Source organism: Rhodoferax sp., assembly GCF_018063565.1.
Lineage (GTDB): Bacteria > Pseudomonadota > Gammaproteobacteria > Burkholderiales > Burkholderiaceae_C > Rhodoferax.
The window spans coordinates 1-17,604 of the sequence record NZ_JAGPBB010000077.1; the positions used below are offsets into that span (position 1 = coordinate 1).

General features: G+C 59.6%; 16 protein-coding genes. 7 read left to right on the forward strand and 9 right to left on the reverse strand.

Annotated features, from left to right (window positions below):
* Positions 1-276: 276 nt before the first annotated feature.
* Genes thiL through apaG form a run of 3 tightly spaced genes read right to left on the reverse strand, consistent with a single transcriptional unit; the run spans position 277 to position 3,675 of the window.
* Entirely contained in the window at positions 277-1,275 is a 999-nt protein-coding gene (thiL, locus tag KBF66_RS15185) for a thiamine-phosphate kinase (RefSeq protein ID WP_296658890.1), read from the reverse strand.
* 1 nt (position 1,276) lies between these two features.
* Complete coding sequence (locus KBF66_RS15190; protein ID WP_296658894.1) at positions 1,277-3,280, reverse strand: site-specific recombinase; 2,004 nt, start codon at positions 3,278-3,280, stop codon at positions 1,277-1,279.
* A 2-nt stretch (positions 3,281-3,282) separates the two neighbouring features.
* The gene (gene apaG / locus KBF66_RS15195) at positions 3,283-3,675 is read right to left on the reverse strand and encodes a Co2+/Mg2+ efflux protein ApaG (protein ID WP_296658897.1); all 393 of its coding nucleotides are present in this window, start codon (positions 3,673-3,675) and stop codon (positions 3,283-3,285) included.
* A 336-nt stretch (positions 3,676-4,011) separates the two neighbouring features.
* On the opposite strand from apaG, the gene KBF66_RS15200 reads away from it, so the two are divergent.
* The gene (locus KBF66_RS15200; protein WP_296658900.1) at positions 4,012-4,236 is read left to right on the forward strand and encodes a YdcH family protein; all 225 of its coding nucleotides are present in this window, start codon (positions 4,012-4,014) and stop codon (positions 4,234-4,236) included.
* 24 nt (positions 4,237-4,260) lie between these two features.
* On the opposite strand, the gene KBF66_RS15205 is transcribed toward KBF66_RS15200, so the two are convergent.
* Together KBF66_RS15205 and KBF66_RS15210 are read right to left on the reverse strand one after the other, a co-directional pair.
* A complete protein-coding gene (locus KBF66_RS15205; protein ID WP_296658902.1) occupies positions 4,261-4,839 on the reverse strand; it encodes a cob(I)yrinic acid a,c-diamide adenosyltransferase in 579 nt (192 codons plus the stop codon).
* Positions 4,840-4,861: 22 nt separating this feature from the next.
* Positions 4,862-6,442 carry a response regulator gene (locus KBF66_RS15210; RefSeq protein WP_296658905.1) on the reverse strand — a complete coding sequence of 527 codons (1,581 nt, stop codon included), beginning with the start codon at positions 6,440-6,442 and terminating at the stop codon, positions 4,862-4,864.
* 134 nt (positions 6,443-6,576) lie between these two features.
* Here KBF66_RS15210 and amrB point away from each other — a divergent pair, with 134 nt between their 5' ends.
* Genes amrB through KBF66_RS15230 form a run of 4 tightly spaced genes read left to right on the forward strand, consistent with a single transcriptional unit; the run spans position 6,577 to position 10,519 of the window.
* A complete protein-coding gene (gene amrB / locus KBF66_RS15215; protein ID WP_296658908.1) occupies positions 6,577-7,395 on the forward strand; it encodes an AmmeMemoRadiSam system protein B in 819 nt (272 codons plus the stop codon).
* Entirely contained in the window at positions 7,382-7,963 is a 582-nt protein-coding gene (gene amrA, locus KBF66_RS15220; RefSeq protein ID WP_296658911.1) for an AmmeMemoRadiSam system protein A, read from the forward strand. The genes amrB and amrA overlap by 14 nt, the downstream gene beginning before the upstream one ends.
* Positions 7,960-9,051, forward strand: a complete 1,092-nt coding sequence (amrS, locus tag KBF66_RS15225; protein WP_296658915.1) for an AmmeMemoRadiSam system radical SAM enzyme — start codon at positions 7,960-7,962, stop codon at positions 9,049-9,051. The genes amrA and amrS overlap by 4 nt, the downstream gene beginning before the upstream one ends.
* A gap of 43 nt (positions 9,052-9,094) precedes the next feature.
* A complete protein-coding gene (locus tag KBF66_RS15230; RefSeq protein ID WP_296658917.1) occupies positions 9,095-10,519 on the forward strand; it encodes an FAD-linked oxidase C-terminal domain-containing protein in 1,425 nt (474 codons plus the stop codon).
* A 77-nt stretch (positions 10,520-10,596) separates the two neighbouring features.
* Here KBF66_RS15230 and KBF66_RS15235 read toward each other — a convergent pair whose 3' ends face one another.
* From KBF66_RS15235 to KBF66_RS15250, 4 genes are read right to left on the reverse strand one after another with little or no spacing between them, the layout of a single operon-like run.
* On the reverse strand, positions 10,597-14,082 hold the full coding sequence (locus tag KBF66_RS15235; protein WP_296658921.1) for a DEAD/DEAH box helicase: 3,486 nt from the start codon (positions 14,080-14,082) through the stop codon (positions 10,597-10,599).
* A 55-nt stretch (positions 14,083-14,137) separates the two neighbouring features.
* The gene (lipA, locus tag KBF66_RS15240; RefSeq protein WP_296658923.1) at positions 14,138-15,157 is read right to left on the reverse strand and encodes a lipoyl synthase; all 1,020 of its coding nucleotides are present in this window, start codon (positions 15,155-15,157) and stop codon (positions 14,138-14,140) included.
* A gap of 19 nt (positions 15,158-15,176) precedes the next feature.
* Positions 15,177-15,890: a lipoyl(octanoyl) transferase LipB gene (gene lipB / locus KBF66_RS15245; protein WP_296658927.1), complete on the reverse strand. Its 714-nt coding sequence runs from the start codon at positions 15,888-15,890 to the stop codon at positions 15,177-15,179.
* Between the two features lie 2 nt (positions 15,891-15,892).
* The gene (locus tag KBF66_RS15250; protein WP_296658932.1) at positions 15,893-16,186 is read right to left on the reverse strand and encodes a DUF493 family protein; all 294 of its coding nucleotides are present in this window, start codon (positions 16,184-16,186) and stop codon (positions 15,893-15,895) included.
* A 186-nt stretch (positions 16,187-16,372) separates the two neighbouring features.
* Here KBF66_RS15250 and KBF66_RS15255 point away from each other — a divergent pair, with 186 nt between their 5' ends.
* Together KBF66_RS15255 and atpB are read left to right on the forward strand one after the other, a co-directional pair.
* Positions 16,373-16,825 carry an ATP synthase subunit I gene (locus KBF66_RS15255; protein ID WP_296658935.1) on the forward strand — a complete coding sequence of 151 codons (453 nt, stop codon included), beginning with the start codon at positions 16,373-16,375 and terminating at the stop codon, positions 16,823-16,825.
* A 44-nt stretch (positions 16,826-16,869) separates the two neighbouring features.
* Positions 16,870-17,604: F0F1 ATP synthase subunit A (atpB, locus tag KBF66_RS15260; RefSeq protein WP_296658937.1), on the forward strand; the 735-nt coding region annotated here is incomplete at its 3' end.

The window sequence follows — 17,604 nt, forward strand, 5'->3', positions numbered from 1 at the left end:
ACCACCTGGCGCACATTGGCCTGTCGTTCGTCCATGATCAGCGTGCGCTCCGACCAGAGAAGGGCACCTGCCAGCACGGCGATACCCAACACCACACTACCGACCAGCATCGACAAGCGGCCGGTGATGCTCATGTGTTTCAGCTGCAACATACGCTCAACCCTCCAATGTGATTGGTTTCGCTACAGGCAATTATTATGCCCACACAAGATGTCAGGGTAATTCACGTAAACCCGCGTCATGTCCCCAAGGGGGTGAAGTGTCACCACGCCGGGTTCAGGCGAAATGATCAAATGATCGGTAGTGGTTGGGTAGGAGTTGGCCGTGGTCGTCCAGCAGGCGTAGGCCCGACTGTTGTTCGATGTGGCCAATACGCGTGACGCGGGTTTTCGTCTGGCGCGACAATTTTGCGACCATCTGGCGTTGAGGCACCGGTGCGGTGAACAGCAGCTCATAGTCGTCGCCTCCAGAAAGCGCCAGGTGGCGCCTTTGTTCCACAGTCAGATGGGCATTTAATTGATGCGTAGCACTTTCTCCGTATGGAATTGATGCTATCAAAGATGCACAAACATCGGCGTCAATCGTCGCGCCAACCCTGGAGCTGTCCAGCACGTGCTGCAAATCACCGAGCAGTCCATCACTCAGATCAATCGCCGCGCTGGCAATGCCTCGCAAGGCCACGCCCAGCGCGACCCGGGGGGTGGGTTGCTCAAGTCTGACACGCGCCAGCGTGAGCACATCCTCTGCCAGTTGCAGCTTGCCTTGCAGCGCTTCGAGCGCCAATCGTGCATCACCCAGGTTGCCGCTGACGTAAATGTCGTGACCGGCTTTGGCGCCTGAACGTAACAGCGCCTGACTTTGGCCGTTGACCAGCGTCACCTCACCCATCACGGTGATACAGATATTGAGCGGACCACGCGTGGTATCGCCCCCTACCAGCTCGCAGTCGTGGGCATCGGCCAGGCGAAGGAGACCCTTCGAAAACGGTTCCAGCCATTCAACATCGGCGTGGGGCAACGCCAGCGCCAGGGTAAAGGCCCTGGGTTGGGCACCGCATGCAGCCAGATCGCTGAGGTTCACCGCCAGGGCTTTGTGGCCCAGCTTGTAGGGGTCCACGTCCGCGAAAAAATGCCGATCCTGCACCAGCATGTCGCTGGAAATCGCCATTTGGGTATTGGCAGCGGGTTGCAAAAGTGCGCAGTCGTCGCCGACACCGAGCGCGGCCCGGCGCACCGGGCGCTGGAAATAGCGTTTGATCAGGTCAAACTCACCCACATCAGGGCTCGGGTTTGGGCCAGAGAAAGCTTATCAAGGCCGTACGCAAACGATGTCTGAGGGCGGTGTAGATATGTTCGCGTTGCACCCCCACCACGTTGTGGGCGCGCAGGGCCAGCTGGAACGCCAGGTAAAAGCTCACCCCCACATTCAAGACACCGGTGAAGGCCAAGCCCAGCACACACCACCAGAAGGCGCTCTGATGAAAAACCGTCACCCCCAGGCTGGCTGCCGCAGCAGCAAGTTGACCGGTGGACAGGGTCACGTGGCGCACTTCCAGTCCGAGTCCAAAAAATACCGCGAACGCTGGCACCAGCCCCAGCATCAGCCCCAGCGACAGGTTGGCGGCCAGTCCCGAGATGTTGTGACGCATGAAATTCGCCCAGCGATCCGCTCGGCAAGGACCCAGCACACGGGTAATTTTCGGGTTGTAGCGCAACGCAGAATCGAGCCGGTGCAATACAAACCAGTTTTCCACCCAACCTGCGATGATGCTGGATGCAAACAGCAGCACCCCGGTGCCGGCGGCGAACAGGGCGGTGGGACCCAGAAAGGTCAGGTCATGCAACACGTGTAGGGCAGTGGCGCTGTCAATCATGGGATGACCCAGACCAAACTGCATGGTCAGGCTGATCAGCAACACGCAGGGGATGACCAGCGCCAGATTGCCGACCACCGCGGCGACTTGTGAGCGCACCAGATGCGTCACCTCGTCAACAAAGCCTTCCACCGCCTCGGGGTTACCCAGCTCTTTGAGCTTGGCGGCCATGGCAGGGGCGGTCATGGCGGGTTGCTTGGTGGCCACGGTCCAATGCAGCAGTTGCACCAGAACAAAGCTCAAGGCGTAGTTCATGCCGGCAAAAAAGCCACCCCAGAACGCAGACAAGCCCATCGACAGGATGGCGAACTTCAGAAGGGTGGTGAGCGACATCACAGCGCCACCACCCGCTGCCTGGCGCAGCATGGTTCGGTACTCGGCCCGGTCGCGGGTGATGTAGTGTTCACCGGTCTCGGAGCTGCGCTCGGCCACTTTGGCCGCCAGCATCGATGAGTTGGCCGTCACCAGCGCACGCAGGCTGAGACGGTCCTGACCCACCTGCACCAAATGTGCCATCAAGGCGGCAACCTGCCGGTGGGGTTGCGCCGACAGCAGGCAGTCCAGCAGTGCGTGAATGCGCTGCACCCGCGCACGCAACTGGCGCAACTGGAACACCAGACCGACCGAAATACCGTGCGCGTCCAGATGCGTGTACACCGTTGCCGCTGCATGGCGGCAGGCATCGAGTTGTTTGGCGAAGTGCTCCTGTGCTCGCTGAAGTGCCACCGGGTCATTGCTGCCTTGACCTGGCAGCGCCGCAAACAGCGCCTCCAGGTCATGAGCCAAGGCGTGAAACGGGCTGCCCAGACGGGCCGGACCATTCATGCGCTGCCGCAACTCCGGCGAAAAACCGGTGGCGCGGATCTGACTGGTGCAGAAAGTGATGGCTTCCATCAGGGTACGTTGCCAGGGCGTCGGTTCGGCGCTTGCTGACGATCGATCGCGCACAACAGGCGCATACAGCAGCTCGGCCAGGCGCGCCAGCAGGGCCGAATCGAGGGCGCTGATCCACTGGGCGTCAAAGCGCTGGTTCAAGGTGAGCGAGAACAACATCGCGGCGTCCGTCGTCTCGGGCGTGCCTGGCATCAGCTTGAGGCGCAAACGTTCGAAAAACTCGCTGATGAAGGCGCTGCGCGAGGCAAAGCCAAAGTCCGCCAATAACGCGGTGGCGTCCACCGTGTCGAGCAGGACCTGCCACCAGGCTTGCAGCTGGCTGCGAGTGGCTGGACGCTGCTGCAGGGCGTCAACCAGCAGGGTCAAGCGTGAAACGGTGGCACTCACCGAGCTGGCATCACCGCGCAGCCAGTGCAGCAAATCGATCAGCCACAGGTGGCGATCCACGACACGGGCGCTACTGTCCAGTGAGTCCAGCAGGGCGGCGAGGTCGCGCTGAGGAAACGTCGCCATCATCAATGCAGGGTGCGCGTCCCACCACTGGCGCTCAGCGCGTCAAGCACAAAAATGGGCACGTCGACGTCGAACTTTTCACCATCTTCGGCGACACAAAAAAAACTGCCGTGCATGGTTCCGGTGGGTGTGCGCAGTCGCGTGCCGCTGCTGTACTCGAAAGACTCCCCCGGTTGCAGCAAGGGCTGTCGCCCTACCACGCCCAGGCCTTTGACCTTTTCGGTGTGGCCATTGGCGTCGTTGACATTCCACGTGCGCGAGATCAATTGCGCAGCAACCCGGCCGGTGTTGCGAATGGTGATGGTGTACGCAAAAAAATACAGCCCTTGCGTGGGAGCAGACTGCTCAGGCAGGTAGCGCGGCTGTACTTTGATTTGAAATTGGTAATCAGACATGGTCGGATGCTATCCGGGATTCCCCAGGTTTGACGCCGCAGCGGTGGCGCATTGTCCGCACAACACTTGCGGCTTCTGCACGGGCTTGCTGCAACGGGTCGGAACCAGCGCCGCAAAACCGCAGCAAATACCTGACCAGTGCTGGCGCTGGATCTTGATGCATCGCTTAGAATTCAAGAAGAATAGACCTCCAGCGCATACAGGCAGGCTATTGTTTGATACATTTTTAATAGCAAATTGGCTGTATTTGAAGGCAGCTGGGCACGATGGATAATGGAGCCCAGCCGTGATTTCAGAGAAAATCCATTCCAGTCACCAAAACATACCGGAGAGTTCATGTTTTCAGAATACCGCGAACAAGTCGCCCAGCTCAAGGCCGAAGATGCGCATTTTGCGCAGATTTTTGACGAGCATGATGCACTGGACGCCAAGATCAAACGTATGGAAGCCCATGTTGAACCCGCGACCCATCTGGAAATTGAACAGCTGAAAAAACAGAAGTTACACCTCAAAGACGAGGTCTACATTCGCTTGCTCAAAGCCAAACAGACCGCAGCCTGACACCGGTCGCTGCGGCCTACCCGTTCAGGCCAAGGCAGATCGGGCCAGGCGCTCGCTGCGCCAGTACACATCATCCCCGGGCTGACCGTCGTCGCGGTGGCGGTTGAGGACCCGGGCCAACACAAACATCAGATCGGACAGACGGTTCAGGTAGTGGCGTGGTGTGTCTTTGAGCGCGTCCTGCGCACCCAGTGCCACCACGGCGCGCTCGGCGCGCCGCGCGACCGTGCGGCACACATGGGCCAGACTGGCGGCCCGGTTGCCGGCCGGCAAGATGAATTCCTCAAGGCGCGGCAGTGTGGCATTGTGCTGTGCCAAGGCGTCATCGAGCGCGGCCACCGCGTCCGCCTTGAGCAACTCAAAACCGGGAATGGAAAGCTCACCGCCCAAGTTGAACAGCTGGTGCTGAATCTCCACCAGCAGATCGCGCACACCAGCGGGCATGCTTTCACACAACAGCACCCCGATGTGGCTATTGAGTTCGTCAACGTCGCCCATGGCGTGTACGCGCAGGCTGTTTTTTGCAACCCGGGTGTTGTCACCCAGTCCGGTAGTGCCGTCGTCACCGGTACGGGTGGCGATTTGTGTGAGTCGATTGGCCATGGTGTGTGGTGGTGTTGAGCCCTCAGGTGCCCGCTGGGATGGCCTGAAAATTGTGCCGCGGCAAGGTGACCGTCAAGGTGGTGCAGTTGTTTTTGTCGTCGGTCACCATGCTGACCTGACCGTTTTGTGCCCGCGCCAGCAATTGCGCCGAATAGGTGCCAATACCGCTGCCACCGGGTTTGCCGCTGGTGGCGAACTTGTCAAAAAAGCGCTCACGCATGTCGGCGGGCACCGCGCCCATATTGCTGATCAGGATGCGCAGCGGCGACTCATCGCGCAGCAGCACTTCTACGCGTGTTCCTGCGGGGGCGGCCTCACAGGCGTTCTTGATCAGGTTCTGGAACAGTGAATAACACAACATGGCATCGGCCTCCACCCGGGGCAACTCGGTGCCCACAGGCAAGTCGGTATCGACCGAAATGGTGAGCTGCTTGTCGTCGAAACTGCTGCGCGACAGGTCGACAATGCGGTGCAGGATATCGCCAATGTCGACCGGCACGGCTTTGAGCTTGAAGCGACCCATCTCGATCTTGTACAACTCGCCTGACAGGTTGACCATGTTCATCACCTGTTGAGCCGTCTGCTCGACCAGGCGCAACTGTGCCGCGTGCTTCGGATGCATGTCATCGTCATTGACCAGGCTTTGCACCATGCCCACAATGCCTGCCAGTGAGCCTTTGAGGTCGTGGCGGGTCATGTTGTCAGCGTCTTCACGCATACGCGCCGCGTCCAGCATGGCGTCGTAGTCCAGTTGCAACTTGCGGCGCATGTCAACAAAGGTGATGAAGTTGCGCACCCGCGCGCGCAGCGCCTTGGGGTCACTCGTTTTCGAGACAAAATCGACCGCGCCAAGCTCCATGCCCTTGATGCGTGCCTCGTCATCGGTCAGTCCAGTGACGAAAATCACCGGAATTTGCGCGGTAGCGGGCCTCTGGCGGAGTCGGCGCACCACTTCAAAACCATCCATACCCGGCATCAGCACATCCATCAACACCAGATCAGGAAGTGGATCGGCCTCACACAGGGCCAGCGCCGCGGCACCGTCGGTGGCGGTCATCACCTGGTATTCATCCTTGAACAGTTTTTCCAGCAGTTTCAGGCTCACCGGGTAGTCGTCCACCACCAGAATACGCGACGGAGACAGTGCCGCACCGGGGTCAGAGACAGCATCGCTGCGCGCTCCCGCTGCGGCGACTGGTGCCAGTTTGGGCACGGCGCGGGTTTGCGGGTTGAGCATACGGTCCAGGCGCGCCTGCAAACTCCCGGCGTTATAAGGTTTGACCAGCAGACCATTCACGCCCGCCGAAATCACCTCTTCGATGCGCTGGCGCTCGGCTTCGGCGGTGATCATCAGAAACGGCAACTTGGCCAGTTTGGCGTCTGCACGCACCGCTTTGAGCAGTTCCAGTCCGTTCATCACCGGCATGTTCCAGTCGGACAGGACGGCATCAAACTTGAATGCGCGCAACATTTCCAGCGCCTCAGCCCCGTTTCGCGCGACCTTGATCTTTTCATAACCCATGCCGCGAAGCTGGTTCACCGTGACGGCGCGCATCAGCTCCAGGTCGTCAACGACCAGGTAATTCAGAAGGTGCGGGTTCATGGATGCGGATTATCGCGAAGTGCCGCCCCGCCTGCCAGCCAAGGGCTCTGCATTGACCCGGTCGGGCCGGGGGCTGACAATGCAAACCGATACCCAAGGCCAATCGCCTGGGTCTGCAAGCTTTGGAGGTGTGAATGCAAACGGTACGCCCGGCTGCCGTGGCCGGTCACTTCTACCCGGCACAGGCGCTCGCGTTGAAACAGCAGGTTCAGGTGCTGCTTCAACAAGCGCTGGGGACTGCCCTTGGGATGGCGGCCGATATTCCGAAAGCGATCATCGTGCCCCATGCGGGCTACGCCTATTCTGGTGCCACAGCCGCCCTGGCCTACGCCCGATTGATACCCGGGCGCAAGCGTATCCATCGGGTGCTGTTGCTGGGGCCGGTGCACCGTGTGCCGGTGCGGGGACTGGCGCTGCCCGGTGTGCACAGTTTTGCCACTCCGCTGGGGCAGGTGGCGCTTGACCATGAGGCGATGCACAGGCTTGCAGATTTGCCCCAGGTCATCACCAGCACTGCTGCACATGCACAGGAGCATTCGCTGGAGGTGCAATTGCCATTTCTGCAGTGTGTGCTGGATAGCTTCACGCTGTTGCCGCTGGCGGTGGGCGACGCAAGTGCTGCGGCAGTGGCTGAAGTGATCAACCGGCTGTGGGGTGGCGATGAAACCTTGATCGTGATCAGCTCTGACCTGTCGCACTTTCTGCCCTATGCCCAGGCACAGCTGACCGACCTGGAAACCGTGCAGCGCATCCTGCAACTCGACGCGACGCTGTCGCATCAGCAGGCGTGTGGTGGCACACCCGTCAATGGCTTCTTGCAGGCCGCGCGTGAGCATCGGCTGCAGCCACAACTGCTGGGCATGTGCAACTCGGGAGACTCGGCGGGTGACAAGCGGCGCGTGGTGGGTTACGCCTCGGTCGCGTTTGTGTCGGCGGTGCATGATGCGAACTGACTCGACGGGATCTCAAAAAGCCCCGGTCGGGCCAGTGTTGCTGGACATTGCCCGTGCCGCCATCGCTGGCGCTCTGGGCGAACCTCGCGTGACCATTCCGCAGGCACCGTGGCTGCTGGAACCGGGTGCCAGTTTTGTCACCTTGACCCAGCGTGGGCGACTGCGTGGTTGCATAGGCTCTTTGGTGGCGCGGCGGACCTTGCTGGCGGACGTGCAGGCCAACGCAGTCGCGGCTGCGCTACAGGACAGTCGCTTTGCGCCGCTGGCTCGGGCTGAACTGGCCGCCACCCAAGTTGAGGTGTCCGTACTGTCGGCACTGCAACCCCTGTTGTTTGACAGCCAGGCACAGGCGCTGACGCGCCTGCGACCTGGGGTCGATGGCGTGGTGCTGGAGTGCGGGGGCTTGCGCAGCACCTTTTTGCCGCAGGTCTGGGAACAACTGCCAACCGCCGAGGTCTTCATGGCGCATCTGAAACAAAAGGCTGGTCTGTCCGCTGACTTCTGGTCTCCCGAGCTTCGCCTGTCTTGCTACACGGTCGCCAAATACCAGGAGTCAGACCGCGCATGAGCACCGATGCCAGCTTTGTCGCGCGTTATTGGCATGCCCTGGACGATGGCCGCTTGCAATGCGACCTGTGCCCGCGCGACTGCCGGTTGCATGACGGCCAGCGCGGCGCCTGCTTTGTGCGCCAGCGGGTGGGCGAGCAGGTGCTGCTGGCGACCTACGGGCGCTCCAGCGGCTTCTGCATCGACCCGATCGAGAAGAAACCGCTGCACCAGTTTTACCCAGGCAGCAGCGTTCTTTCCTTTGGCACGGCAGGCTGCAACCTGAGCTGCAAATTCTGCCAAAACTGGGATATCAGCAAATCGCGCGATATGGACCGTCTGATGGATTCGGCCACGCCCGAAGCCATTGCCCGGGCGGCGCAACAGCACGGCTGCAAAAGCGTGGCATTCACCTACAACGACCCGGTTATCTTTGCCGAATATGCCATCGACGTGGCCCATGCGTGCCATGCACTCGGAGTCAAAACGGTCGCGGTGACGGCCGGCTACATCCGGGCGAAACCGCGGCGCGATTTTTTTGCCGTGATGGACGCCACCAATGTTGACCTGAAAGCGTTTACCGAGAACTTTTACTGGCAGCAGACCGGCGGGCACTTGAACGACGTGCTTGACACGCTTTTGTATTTGAAGCATGAGACTCAAGTTTGGATTGAGCTGACGACACTCTTGATTCCAGGACTCAACGACGGGGACGCAGAGCTGGAGGCGTTGACGGCTTGGGTGGCCGAGGCACTTGGTCCCCAGGTGCCACTGCATTTTTCTGCGTTTCACCCGGACCACCGGTTGCGCGATGTACCCGCCACACCGGTGGCGACGCTGTTGCGCGCCCGGCGCATCGGTTTGCAGGCGGGGCTGCAGCACGTCTATACCGGCAATGTGCACCACGCCGAGGGCGACACGACTTACTGCGCAGGCTGTGGCGCTGTGTTGATCGAACGCGATTGGTATCAGATCAAGCGCTACCGGCTCGACGCCTTGGCGCTTTGCCCGGACTGTGGTCTCGTGCTGGCCGGGCATTTTGACGACACTTGCAGCTACTTTGGACGCAAGCGCATTCCGGTGCCGATACGCTCCGCAGCCGCCGTGTGATGACAACGGTCGATAATGTTCAGCCCATTTTCGGAGATGTTTCATGAATGCAGGCGTCGTTCCAAGCCATCTGCTGCCCGAGGTTCAGCTGCGCGAGGTGCCGCTGGCGCTGGTGGAGGCATTGCGCCAGCGTTTTGCAGCTCAGTTTTCCACCGCGCAAGTGGTGCGCGACCAGCATGGACGTGATGAATCGGCCTTCAGTGTGCGCCCGCCCGACGGTGTGGTGTTTGCCCATTGCACGCAGGATGTGAGTGATGCGGTCAAGCTGGCGGCGCAGTTCAAAGTGCCCGTGATCGCCTTTGGCATTGGTTCGTCATTGGAAGGGCACCTGCTGGCGGTGCAAGGGGGCATCAGCATCGATGTGAGCCGCATGAACCAGGTGCTGAGCATCAATGCCGAAGACCTGACGGTGACGGTGCAGCCTGGCGTGACGCGCACCCAGCTCAATGCTGCGGTCAAATCCACCGGCCTCTTTTTCCCGATTGACCCTGGTGCCGACGCTACCATTGGTGGCATGGCCGCCACCCGCGCCAGCGGTACCAACGCGGTGCGCTATGGCACGATGCGCGAAAACGTTCTGGCGCTTGAGGTGATCACGGCCAGCGGCGAGGTCATTCGCACCGGCACCCGCGCCAGAAAGTCCAGCGCCGGCTACGACTTGACGCGTCTGCTGGTCGGCAGCGAGGGCACGCTGGGGATCATGACCGAAATCACGGTCAAACTCTTTCCGCTGCCCGAGGCGGTGATGGCCGCCACCTGCAGCTTTGCCACCCTGGCCGATGCGGTCAACACCACCATCCAGATCATCCAGATGGGGGTGCCCATTGCACGCTGCGAGCTGCTCGATGCCAACACCATCCGCATCGTCAACAGGTATTCGCACCTGAGTCTGACAGAGGGTGCGATGCTGTTGATGGAGTTCCACGGCTCACCCGCCGGGGTGCAGGAGCAGGTCGAAATGGTGCAGGCGATTGCGGCCGAGCTGGGTGGCCAGACCTTCGAGTGGGCCAAAACGCCCGAGGAGCGCACCCGCCTGTGGACGGCGCGACACAACGCCTACTTTGCCGGGGTGCAGTCGGTGCCGGGCTGCAAAGCCATCACCACCGACACCTGTGTGCCCATTTCCAGTCTGGCTGATGCGCTGCTGGACTCGGTGACAGAGGTGCAGCAAAGCGGCCTTCCCTACTTTCTGGTTGGCCATGTGGGTGACGGCAACTTCCACATGGGCTACCTGATCGATCCGACCAAACCCGAGGAACGCGAAACCGCCGAGCGCCTGAACACACAACTGGTGCAGCGTGCGCTCAAGCTGGGCGGCACTTGCACCGGTGAACACGGCGTCGGTCTGCACAAGATGGGTTTTTTGCTGGAAGAAACCGGCAGCGGTGCGGTGGCCATGATGCGCGCCATCAAACAGGCGCTCGATCCGGACAACATTCTGAACCCGGGCAAAATTTTCGCACTGTAGCGTCGACAAGGGCTGATAATCTTAAGAAAAAAGCACTTCAGCCCAATAAATACGTATGTTTAGTGCTATTGATTTTATTAACTTGACAGTGGTTTCAGCAGTTCTACCAGATCACTTTCACTGAACAGTGGTTGCTTGCGTCCGACCGAGCCACTGTACATGCTCTCGGCCAGCGCCGCCTTGCGTTCCTGCAGCGCCAGAATACGCTCCTCAATGGTGCCTTGTGCTACCAGCTTGACCACCCACACGCTTTGTGTCTGGCCGATGCGGTGGGCGCGGTCGGTGGCCTGGTTTTCCACCGCCGGGTTCCACCACGGGTCATAGTGGATCACCGTATCGGCCTGCGGCAGATTCAAGCCCACACCGCCGGCCTTCAGGCTGATGAGAAACAGGGGTACGGTAGCGCCGGTGAATTGCTCGATCAGCTGGTCGCGGTTCTGGCTCTGGCCGGTCAGTTTGACCCAGCGAATGTTGCGCTGTTTGAGTTCAGCTTCGATCAGCGTGAGCATGCTGGTGAACTGCGAAAACAACAAAATGCGTCGCCCTTCGGCCAGCATCTCTGGCAGCATCTCCATCAACCGCTCCAGTTTTGCCGAGGTCTTGACCTTACCCGCCGCCTGCAGCTTGAGCAGACGGGGGTCGCAACAGACCTGCCGCAGTTTGAGCAATGCGTCCAGGATGGTAATTTGTGACTTGGCCAGGCCACGTGTTGACAGTGCCTCACGCACCGTTTTTTCCATGCCCAAGCGAATGGTTTCATACAGGTCGGCCTGTTTTCCCACCAGTTCCACCGGCATCACACTTTCCACTTTGGGCGGCAGTTCGTGCGCCACCAGCGCCTTGGTGCGGCGCAACATGAAGGGGGTCACGCGCGCCCGCAATTGCTGCGTGGCCTCGGGGTCACCCTGTTTTTCAATCGGTTTGCGAAACAACTCGTTGAAGCGTTTCTGGCTGCCCAGAAAGCCCGGCATCAAAAAGTGAAACAGGCTCCACAACTCGCCCAGATTGTTTTCCATCGGCGTGCCTGACAGGCACAACCTGTGGGCCGCCTGCAGTTCACCAACCAGCTGCGCCGCGTTGGTGTTGGCGTTCTTGATGTTTTGTGCCTCATCAAGCACCAGCAAATGCCACTTCACTGGCAGCCAGCGCTCACGATCACGGTGCAGCAGTGAGTAGGGGGTGATCACCACATCGTGGTCGCTGATGCTGTCGGCCACCCCATGACGGTCTGAGCCGTGCAGCACCAGGCAGCGCAATTGCGGGCAAAACCGTGCCGCCTCACGGCGCCAGTTGCCCATCAGGCTGACCGGGGCAACGATCAGCACCGGATGGTTCAGGCGGCCTGCATCTTTTTCGATCTGGATGTGCACCAGCGTTTGCAGCGTTTTGCCCAGACCCATGTCATCAGCCAGGATGCCCGAGAGACTGCATTCGCGCAAGAACTGCAGCCAGTTGACACCTTGTTGCTGGTAGGGGCGCAGGTCGGCAATGACACTGGCGGGCAGTGTTACCTCGGGCAGTTCGGCCCGTCCCTGCAGGCGTCTCACGATGTCGCTCAAATGCTGGGTGCCGTTCCACACCGCCCCGTCACCCAGCGAGGCCGTGGTACGCAGCGCGTCAAAGCGCGACAGTTTGAGACTGGACGCGGAAAAGTCGTGCGCGCGGTCGCCCACCAGTTCCAGCAACGCGCCCAGCCAGGGCTGCAGGTTGTCGGTGGGCAAGCGGACAAAACCGCCGCCCGGGTTGGGAAGATAGACAAAGGGCGGCAGTTGCGGCAGTCCGGTGTTCACGTCGCGTGGGCTGTTGGCGGTGCCGGCGATCAGCGCGGGCAACAACGGCAGGATGTTGTGGCGCTCGCCTTCGATCTCCATGCCAAGCGACAGGTCAAACCAGGGTGATGTGACGTCGTCCTCGCCCTGCGACGACAGACTGACTTGCAACCGGTCGGCGCGACGAACCAGACCCTGCAGCTCAGTATCCAGGGTGATCTCAAAGCCCGCTTCACGCAGCGGTGCATAGTCGCAGTCGGCAAGCTGCAGCCAGCGCAACTGCGCCGTCTCGCCCCTGAGTCCATAGAGGTCGCGTCCATCGCTGGTAAAGCCCTGCTCCCGCAGCGCCATGATGGCTTCGAGTTCGGCTTGCGGGTCGCGCTGCAACATCGCACGGCCATGCGCGCGCTCGACCAGGACCGTGCTGCCCTGACCGGCCCACCAGCCGCGATACCCGTCGTAGTCAAAACTCAGCCGCGCCAGCATCAGACCCCACTGATGCACCTGCTCTGATGACACCGCTTGCAGATGCAGACAGGCCTTGGGCGTGATGTCCTTGAGGGTGATGAGAGGCTCCAGGATCGGTGGCAACGGGACCGGCCCCAGCCGCGTGATCAGCTCGGGCTGGTACTTTTTGAGGGCCTCGGCGCGCAATGCCGGTGCCCGCAGCATGACCGCTGCCTGGCCAACGGCCAGCCCTTGCAAATCGACCTGGCCACACACGCCTTGCCGGGTATCCAGATAAAGCGCCGGTGTATTGAGGCACAGATGGACACCGGCATGTTCAAACTTGGGGCGCGGTACCCAGCCGCTGGCGCCGCTGTTGGCCGGGGTGACTTCGTGCCAAAGCCAGTTCAGGGTCTGCGGCGGCCCCCAGGTCAGCGCAGCGATGGGCTGGCTTTGCGCATCACCGATGAACATCCGCTCGGTGCTTGCCGCGATTTGTAGCGCCAGCACGCCAAACTTGCCTTCCAGCACCACTTTGTGCCGGCTGTTGTAACCGTAGTAACTGTATTGGGTGCTACCGGGCATGGCGCGCATGAGTTGCAACACATCACGGTCGGCCTCGGTCGCGAGGTCAAAAATGGCTTGGCCACGTTCCGGCTGAAACTTCATGACCTTGGCTTTGGCCCAGTCGCCGTTGGTTTTCTGGTAACAACTCACCACCTCCAGATTGAGCTGCGGATAGTCTTTCTGGCCATATTTGTTGTTGACGGAAACCAGGTATAGAAAGTACTCCCGCTTGGTGGGTGCCGGGCTGTTTCGCCAATGCGTGGCGCTCACCGCGTCCGGTTCGACCGTCGGGTGGCTGGCACGGTCAAGGTCGGACAACCAGAGCTGAACCGTCTTTTCGGCCTCCACGGCTTCGATCGCACGCAGGCGCTCGGTCTCGGCCTGGCGTTGGGCTGCGATCTCTTCGGCAGTGAGCGCCGGCGTGGCCACGCTGATGCCAGCCTCCTGCAAAATGCCAAAGCCGCGATAGGCGGCCTTGATCAGCAGTGCTACGCCATGTTTGCACTGGTCACCTACCGGGCAGGAGCACTGGCTGTCCCAAGCCAGCACCTGACCGTTGAAACTACGCTTGAGCTCGATCTCAACCTGGTAAGGCTGGCGCTCGGTCCCCTGTACGTTGCCGCGAAGTTGCCAATAGTCTTGCACGGGTTGGATGTGCAGATCCAGCACCTTTTGGTTACGGTACAGCTCCAGCGCCCGACCAAACACCGCTGAGTCGCAGCGCTGCACCAGCGATGCCACGTCCAGCCAGAGACCTGAAGGTGCATTAGTTTTTTGCACAAAATGAGCTTTAGCGCTTGTGTTGTTTAACTTTATTGCTATATTTTTAGAATATTCATTGTGGGCGGCCGTGCAGGACTTGACTGGCCTGCTGGTCGGCGTGGTAACTTGAACGCACCATGGCGCCGACAGCGGCGTGGCTGAAACCCATCTTGTAGGCTTCGGCCTCGAGCATTTTGAAGGCGTCCGGGTGGACGTAACGCTTGACCGTCAGATGGCTGGTGGACGGCGCGAGGTACTGTCCGATAGTCAGCATGTTGATGCCGTGATCGCGCATGTCGCGCATGGTTTGCAAAATCTCCTCGTCGGTTTCGCCCAAACCCACCATCAAGCCACTTTTGGTCGGAATGGCGGGAAACAGCGACTTGAATTTTTTCAGCAGGTTCAGGCTGAATTGGTAGTCGGAGCCGGGGCGTGCCTCCTTGTACAGTCGCGGGATGGTCTCCAGGTTGTGATTCATCACATCGGGTGGGGCGGCCTTGAGGATGTCCAGCGCCCGATCGTCGCGGCCACGGAAGTCAGGCACCAGCACCTCGATTTGCGTTTGCGGTGATTTGGCGCGAATCTGCTCGATGCATGCAACAAAATGCCCGGCACCGCCATCGCGCAGGTCGTCGCGGTCGACACTGGTGATGACCACGTATTTCAGTTTGAGCTGGGCAATGGTGTTGGCCAGGTTGACCGGTTCATTGGCGTCGAGCGGATCGGGCCGACCGTGGCCGACATCACAAAAAGGGCAACGGCGAGTGCATTTGTCTCCCATGATCATGAAGGTGGCGGTGCCTTTGCCAAAACACTCGCCAATATTGGGACAGCTGGCTTCCTCGCAGACCGTGACCAGTTGATGGCTGCGAAGTACCTCCTTGATCTCGTAAAAACGCGTGCTGGGGCTGCCCGCCTTGACGCGAATCCATTCGGGTTTACGCAGAATCTCGCCGGGCTGCACTTTCACCGGGATCCGCGACAACTTGGCAGCTGCTTTTTGTTTGGCCAGTGGGTTGTAGTCGGCTTGTGACTGGGCTTCACGCACGGTGGGATTCTGGGTAGCGGTGGTGTCGGGAGTAATTTGGCGCATGTAGCTTCTGTGCGAGTGATTAGGTGAGATAACTGGCGAGCTTTTGACTCAAAACCCGTGCGGCTTCGTCCCAGCTGGTGGAGACACCGATTGTAAAAAGGTCAACTGTTTGCAGTCCGGGGTAGCCGCAGGGGTTGATACGTGCGTAGGGTTCCAGCTCCATCGCGACGTTCAACGCCACGCCGTGGTAGGTGCAGTTGCGACTGACCTTGATCCCCAAAGCAGCGATTTTCCCTAAACCGGTAAAGTCAGGTTGCCGCAGAGTGGTGGCTTGCGTCGATGCGAAGTCCGAATTTTTTTTCTGGGGCCGTTGCGCCAGTAACGCGTGCGAGCAAGGATCGTCCAGTCGCACGTAAATCCCTGGCGCACCGCCAACGCGGTGCCCGGTCACCCCAAAATGCATCAAGGTGCGAATCACGGCCTCTTCGATGCGATGAACATATTCCTTGACAAAATAGCCCACCCTCTTCAGGTCAAGCAGCGGGTAGGCAACCACCTGTCCGGGGCCATGGTAAGTGACTTGGCCACCACGGTTGGTGGCGACAACCGGGATGTCTGCGGCGTCAAAAATATGCTCTTCTTTCCCAGCCAGACCTTGTGTATAAACAGAATTATGCTCACATAACCAGAGTTCATCGGGCGTATTTTCAGTGCGTTGCGCCGTGAAGGTCTGCATGGCGGCATAGGTCGTCAAGTAGTCGACCCGACCCAGGTTCCGGATGGCGACAGACATGGTCAGAGTACGACCTTGACCATGGGATGTGTCGACAAGGTGCGGTAAACCTCATCGAGCTGCTCCCGACTAATGGCGGTGATGGTGATGGTGACACCCAAGTAGTTTCCTGCTTTACTGGGGCGCAACTCGATCGTGGCGGCGTCAAATCCCGGGTCAAACTGCTTGGCAATATGGGTGATTGCAGCAACCAGACCGTCCTGGTTGTGCCCCATGACTTTGATCGGAAACTGGCATGGATAGCTGATCAGCGATGCGCTGTGGTCGTTGTCTTGAGTGGGTAATTGGGTGGTCATCGGGATGAGTGGCGCTGAATTGAACGGGGGTCAGTCATTGGGTCAGGGGTGATGGGCTCTCTTCTTGTTGACATCGGCTGTTGCAGTTTCTGGATCTTTCTATCTATAATCAAAGGCTTATCTGTTTGGCCTGGCTGTAAAGTAGTCGTAATTTAAATGGGGACAATAGCAGCTTTGAGAATACCTGTGGCTGAGTTGGACGACGAAACTTTTGAATTTGTTCCGTTGACTGCGGAGCAGGCGAGGCAGGTGAAGGCGGCAAACCCCTCAACGTCACCCTGGTCGGTCGTGGGTGGACAGATAGTAGTAGGGGGTGCGGCGGTGCTGCTGGCTTGGGGAATGTTTGGCGACTTGATTGCCAAGTCGCTTGCGTGTGGTGTGTTGGCGGTGGTTGTTCCGGCTGCATTGTTTGCGCGGGGATTGACCGGTCAGTTTGCCAGAGCGAACCCGGGTACCGCTGTATTGAGCTTCTTTGTATGGGAGCTGGTAAAGATTTTGGTGACGGTGGGCATGTTATTGGCTGCGCATCGTCTGGTAAGTGGTTTGAGTTGGCCAGCCATGCTGGTTGGTCTGGTCCTTACCATCAAGGTGTATTGGCTGGCGCTGGCGTATAGACGCAAGGCTGCTGGTCCGGTGTGAAAATTAACGCTTAACGGCACAAGTAACTGATCTGAGAGTAACTGATGGCTACCGAAGAACACGCTGCGCAGCAAGGCCCGACGGCCGGAGAGTACATTGGTCACCATTTGACCCACTTGCAAACCAGCAAGCAGTCCGGTGTGATCGATATGTCGGTTTTTAACCTGGACTCAATTTTTTGGTCGGTGTTGTTGGGTGTGCTGGGTTTGTATGTGATGTGGCGTGTCGCCAAAAGTGTCACTTCGGGTGTGCCGGGGCGGATGCAGGCGGCGGTTGAAATTCTTCTGGAGATGGTGGACAGCCAAGCCAAGGGCATCATCCACAACGCCGAGTCACGCAAGTTTGTCGGTCCTCTGGCGTTGACAGTGTTCATGTGGGTGTTTTTGATGAACTCCATGGACTTTTTGCCGGTGGATCTGATCCCGCTGATCTGGGAGATGATTTACGCGGCGGCTGGCCACGATGCCCATCATGCTTATATGCGGGTCGTGCCAACGGCTGATCTGTCGACCACACTGGCGATGTCCTGTTCGGTGTTGCTGGTCTGCCTGTACTACAACGTCAAGATCAAGGGTGCGGGTGGCTGGGCGCATGAACTGGTGACAGCACCCTTTGGCACCAGCAAGAATCCGCTCTTTGCGTTGATCCTGGGGGTACTCAATTTCGGCATGGAAATGATCGAATTTACCGCCAAGACGGTGTCGCATGGCATGCGGTTGTTTGGCAATATGTATGCTGGCGAACTGGTCTTCATGTTGATTGCGCTGATGGGTGCCGTT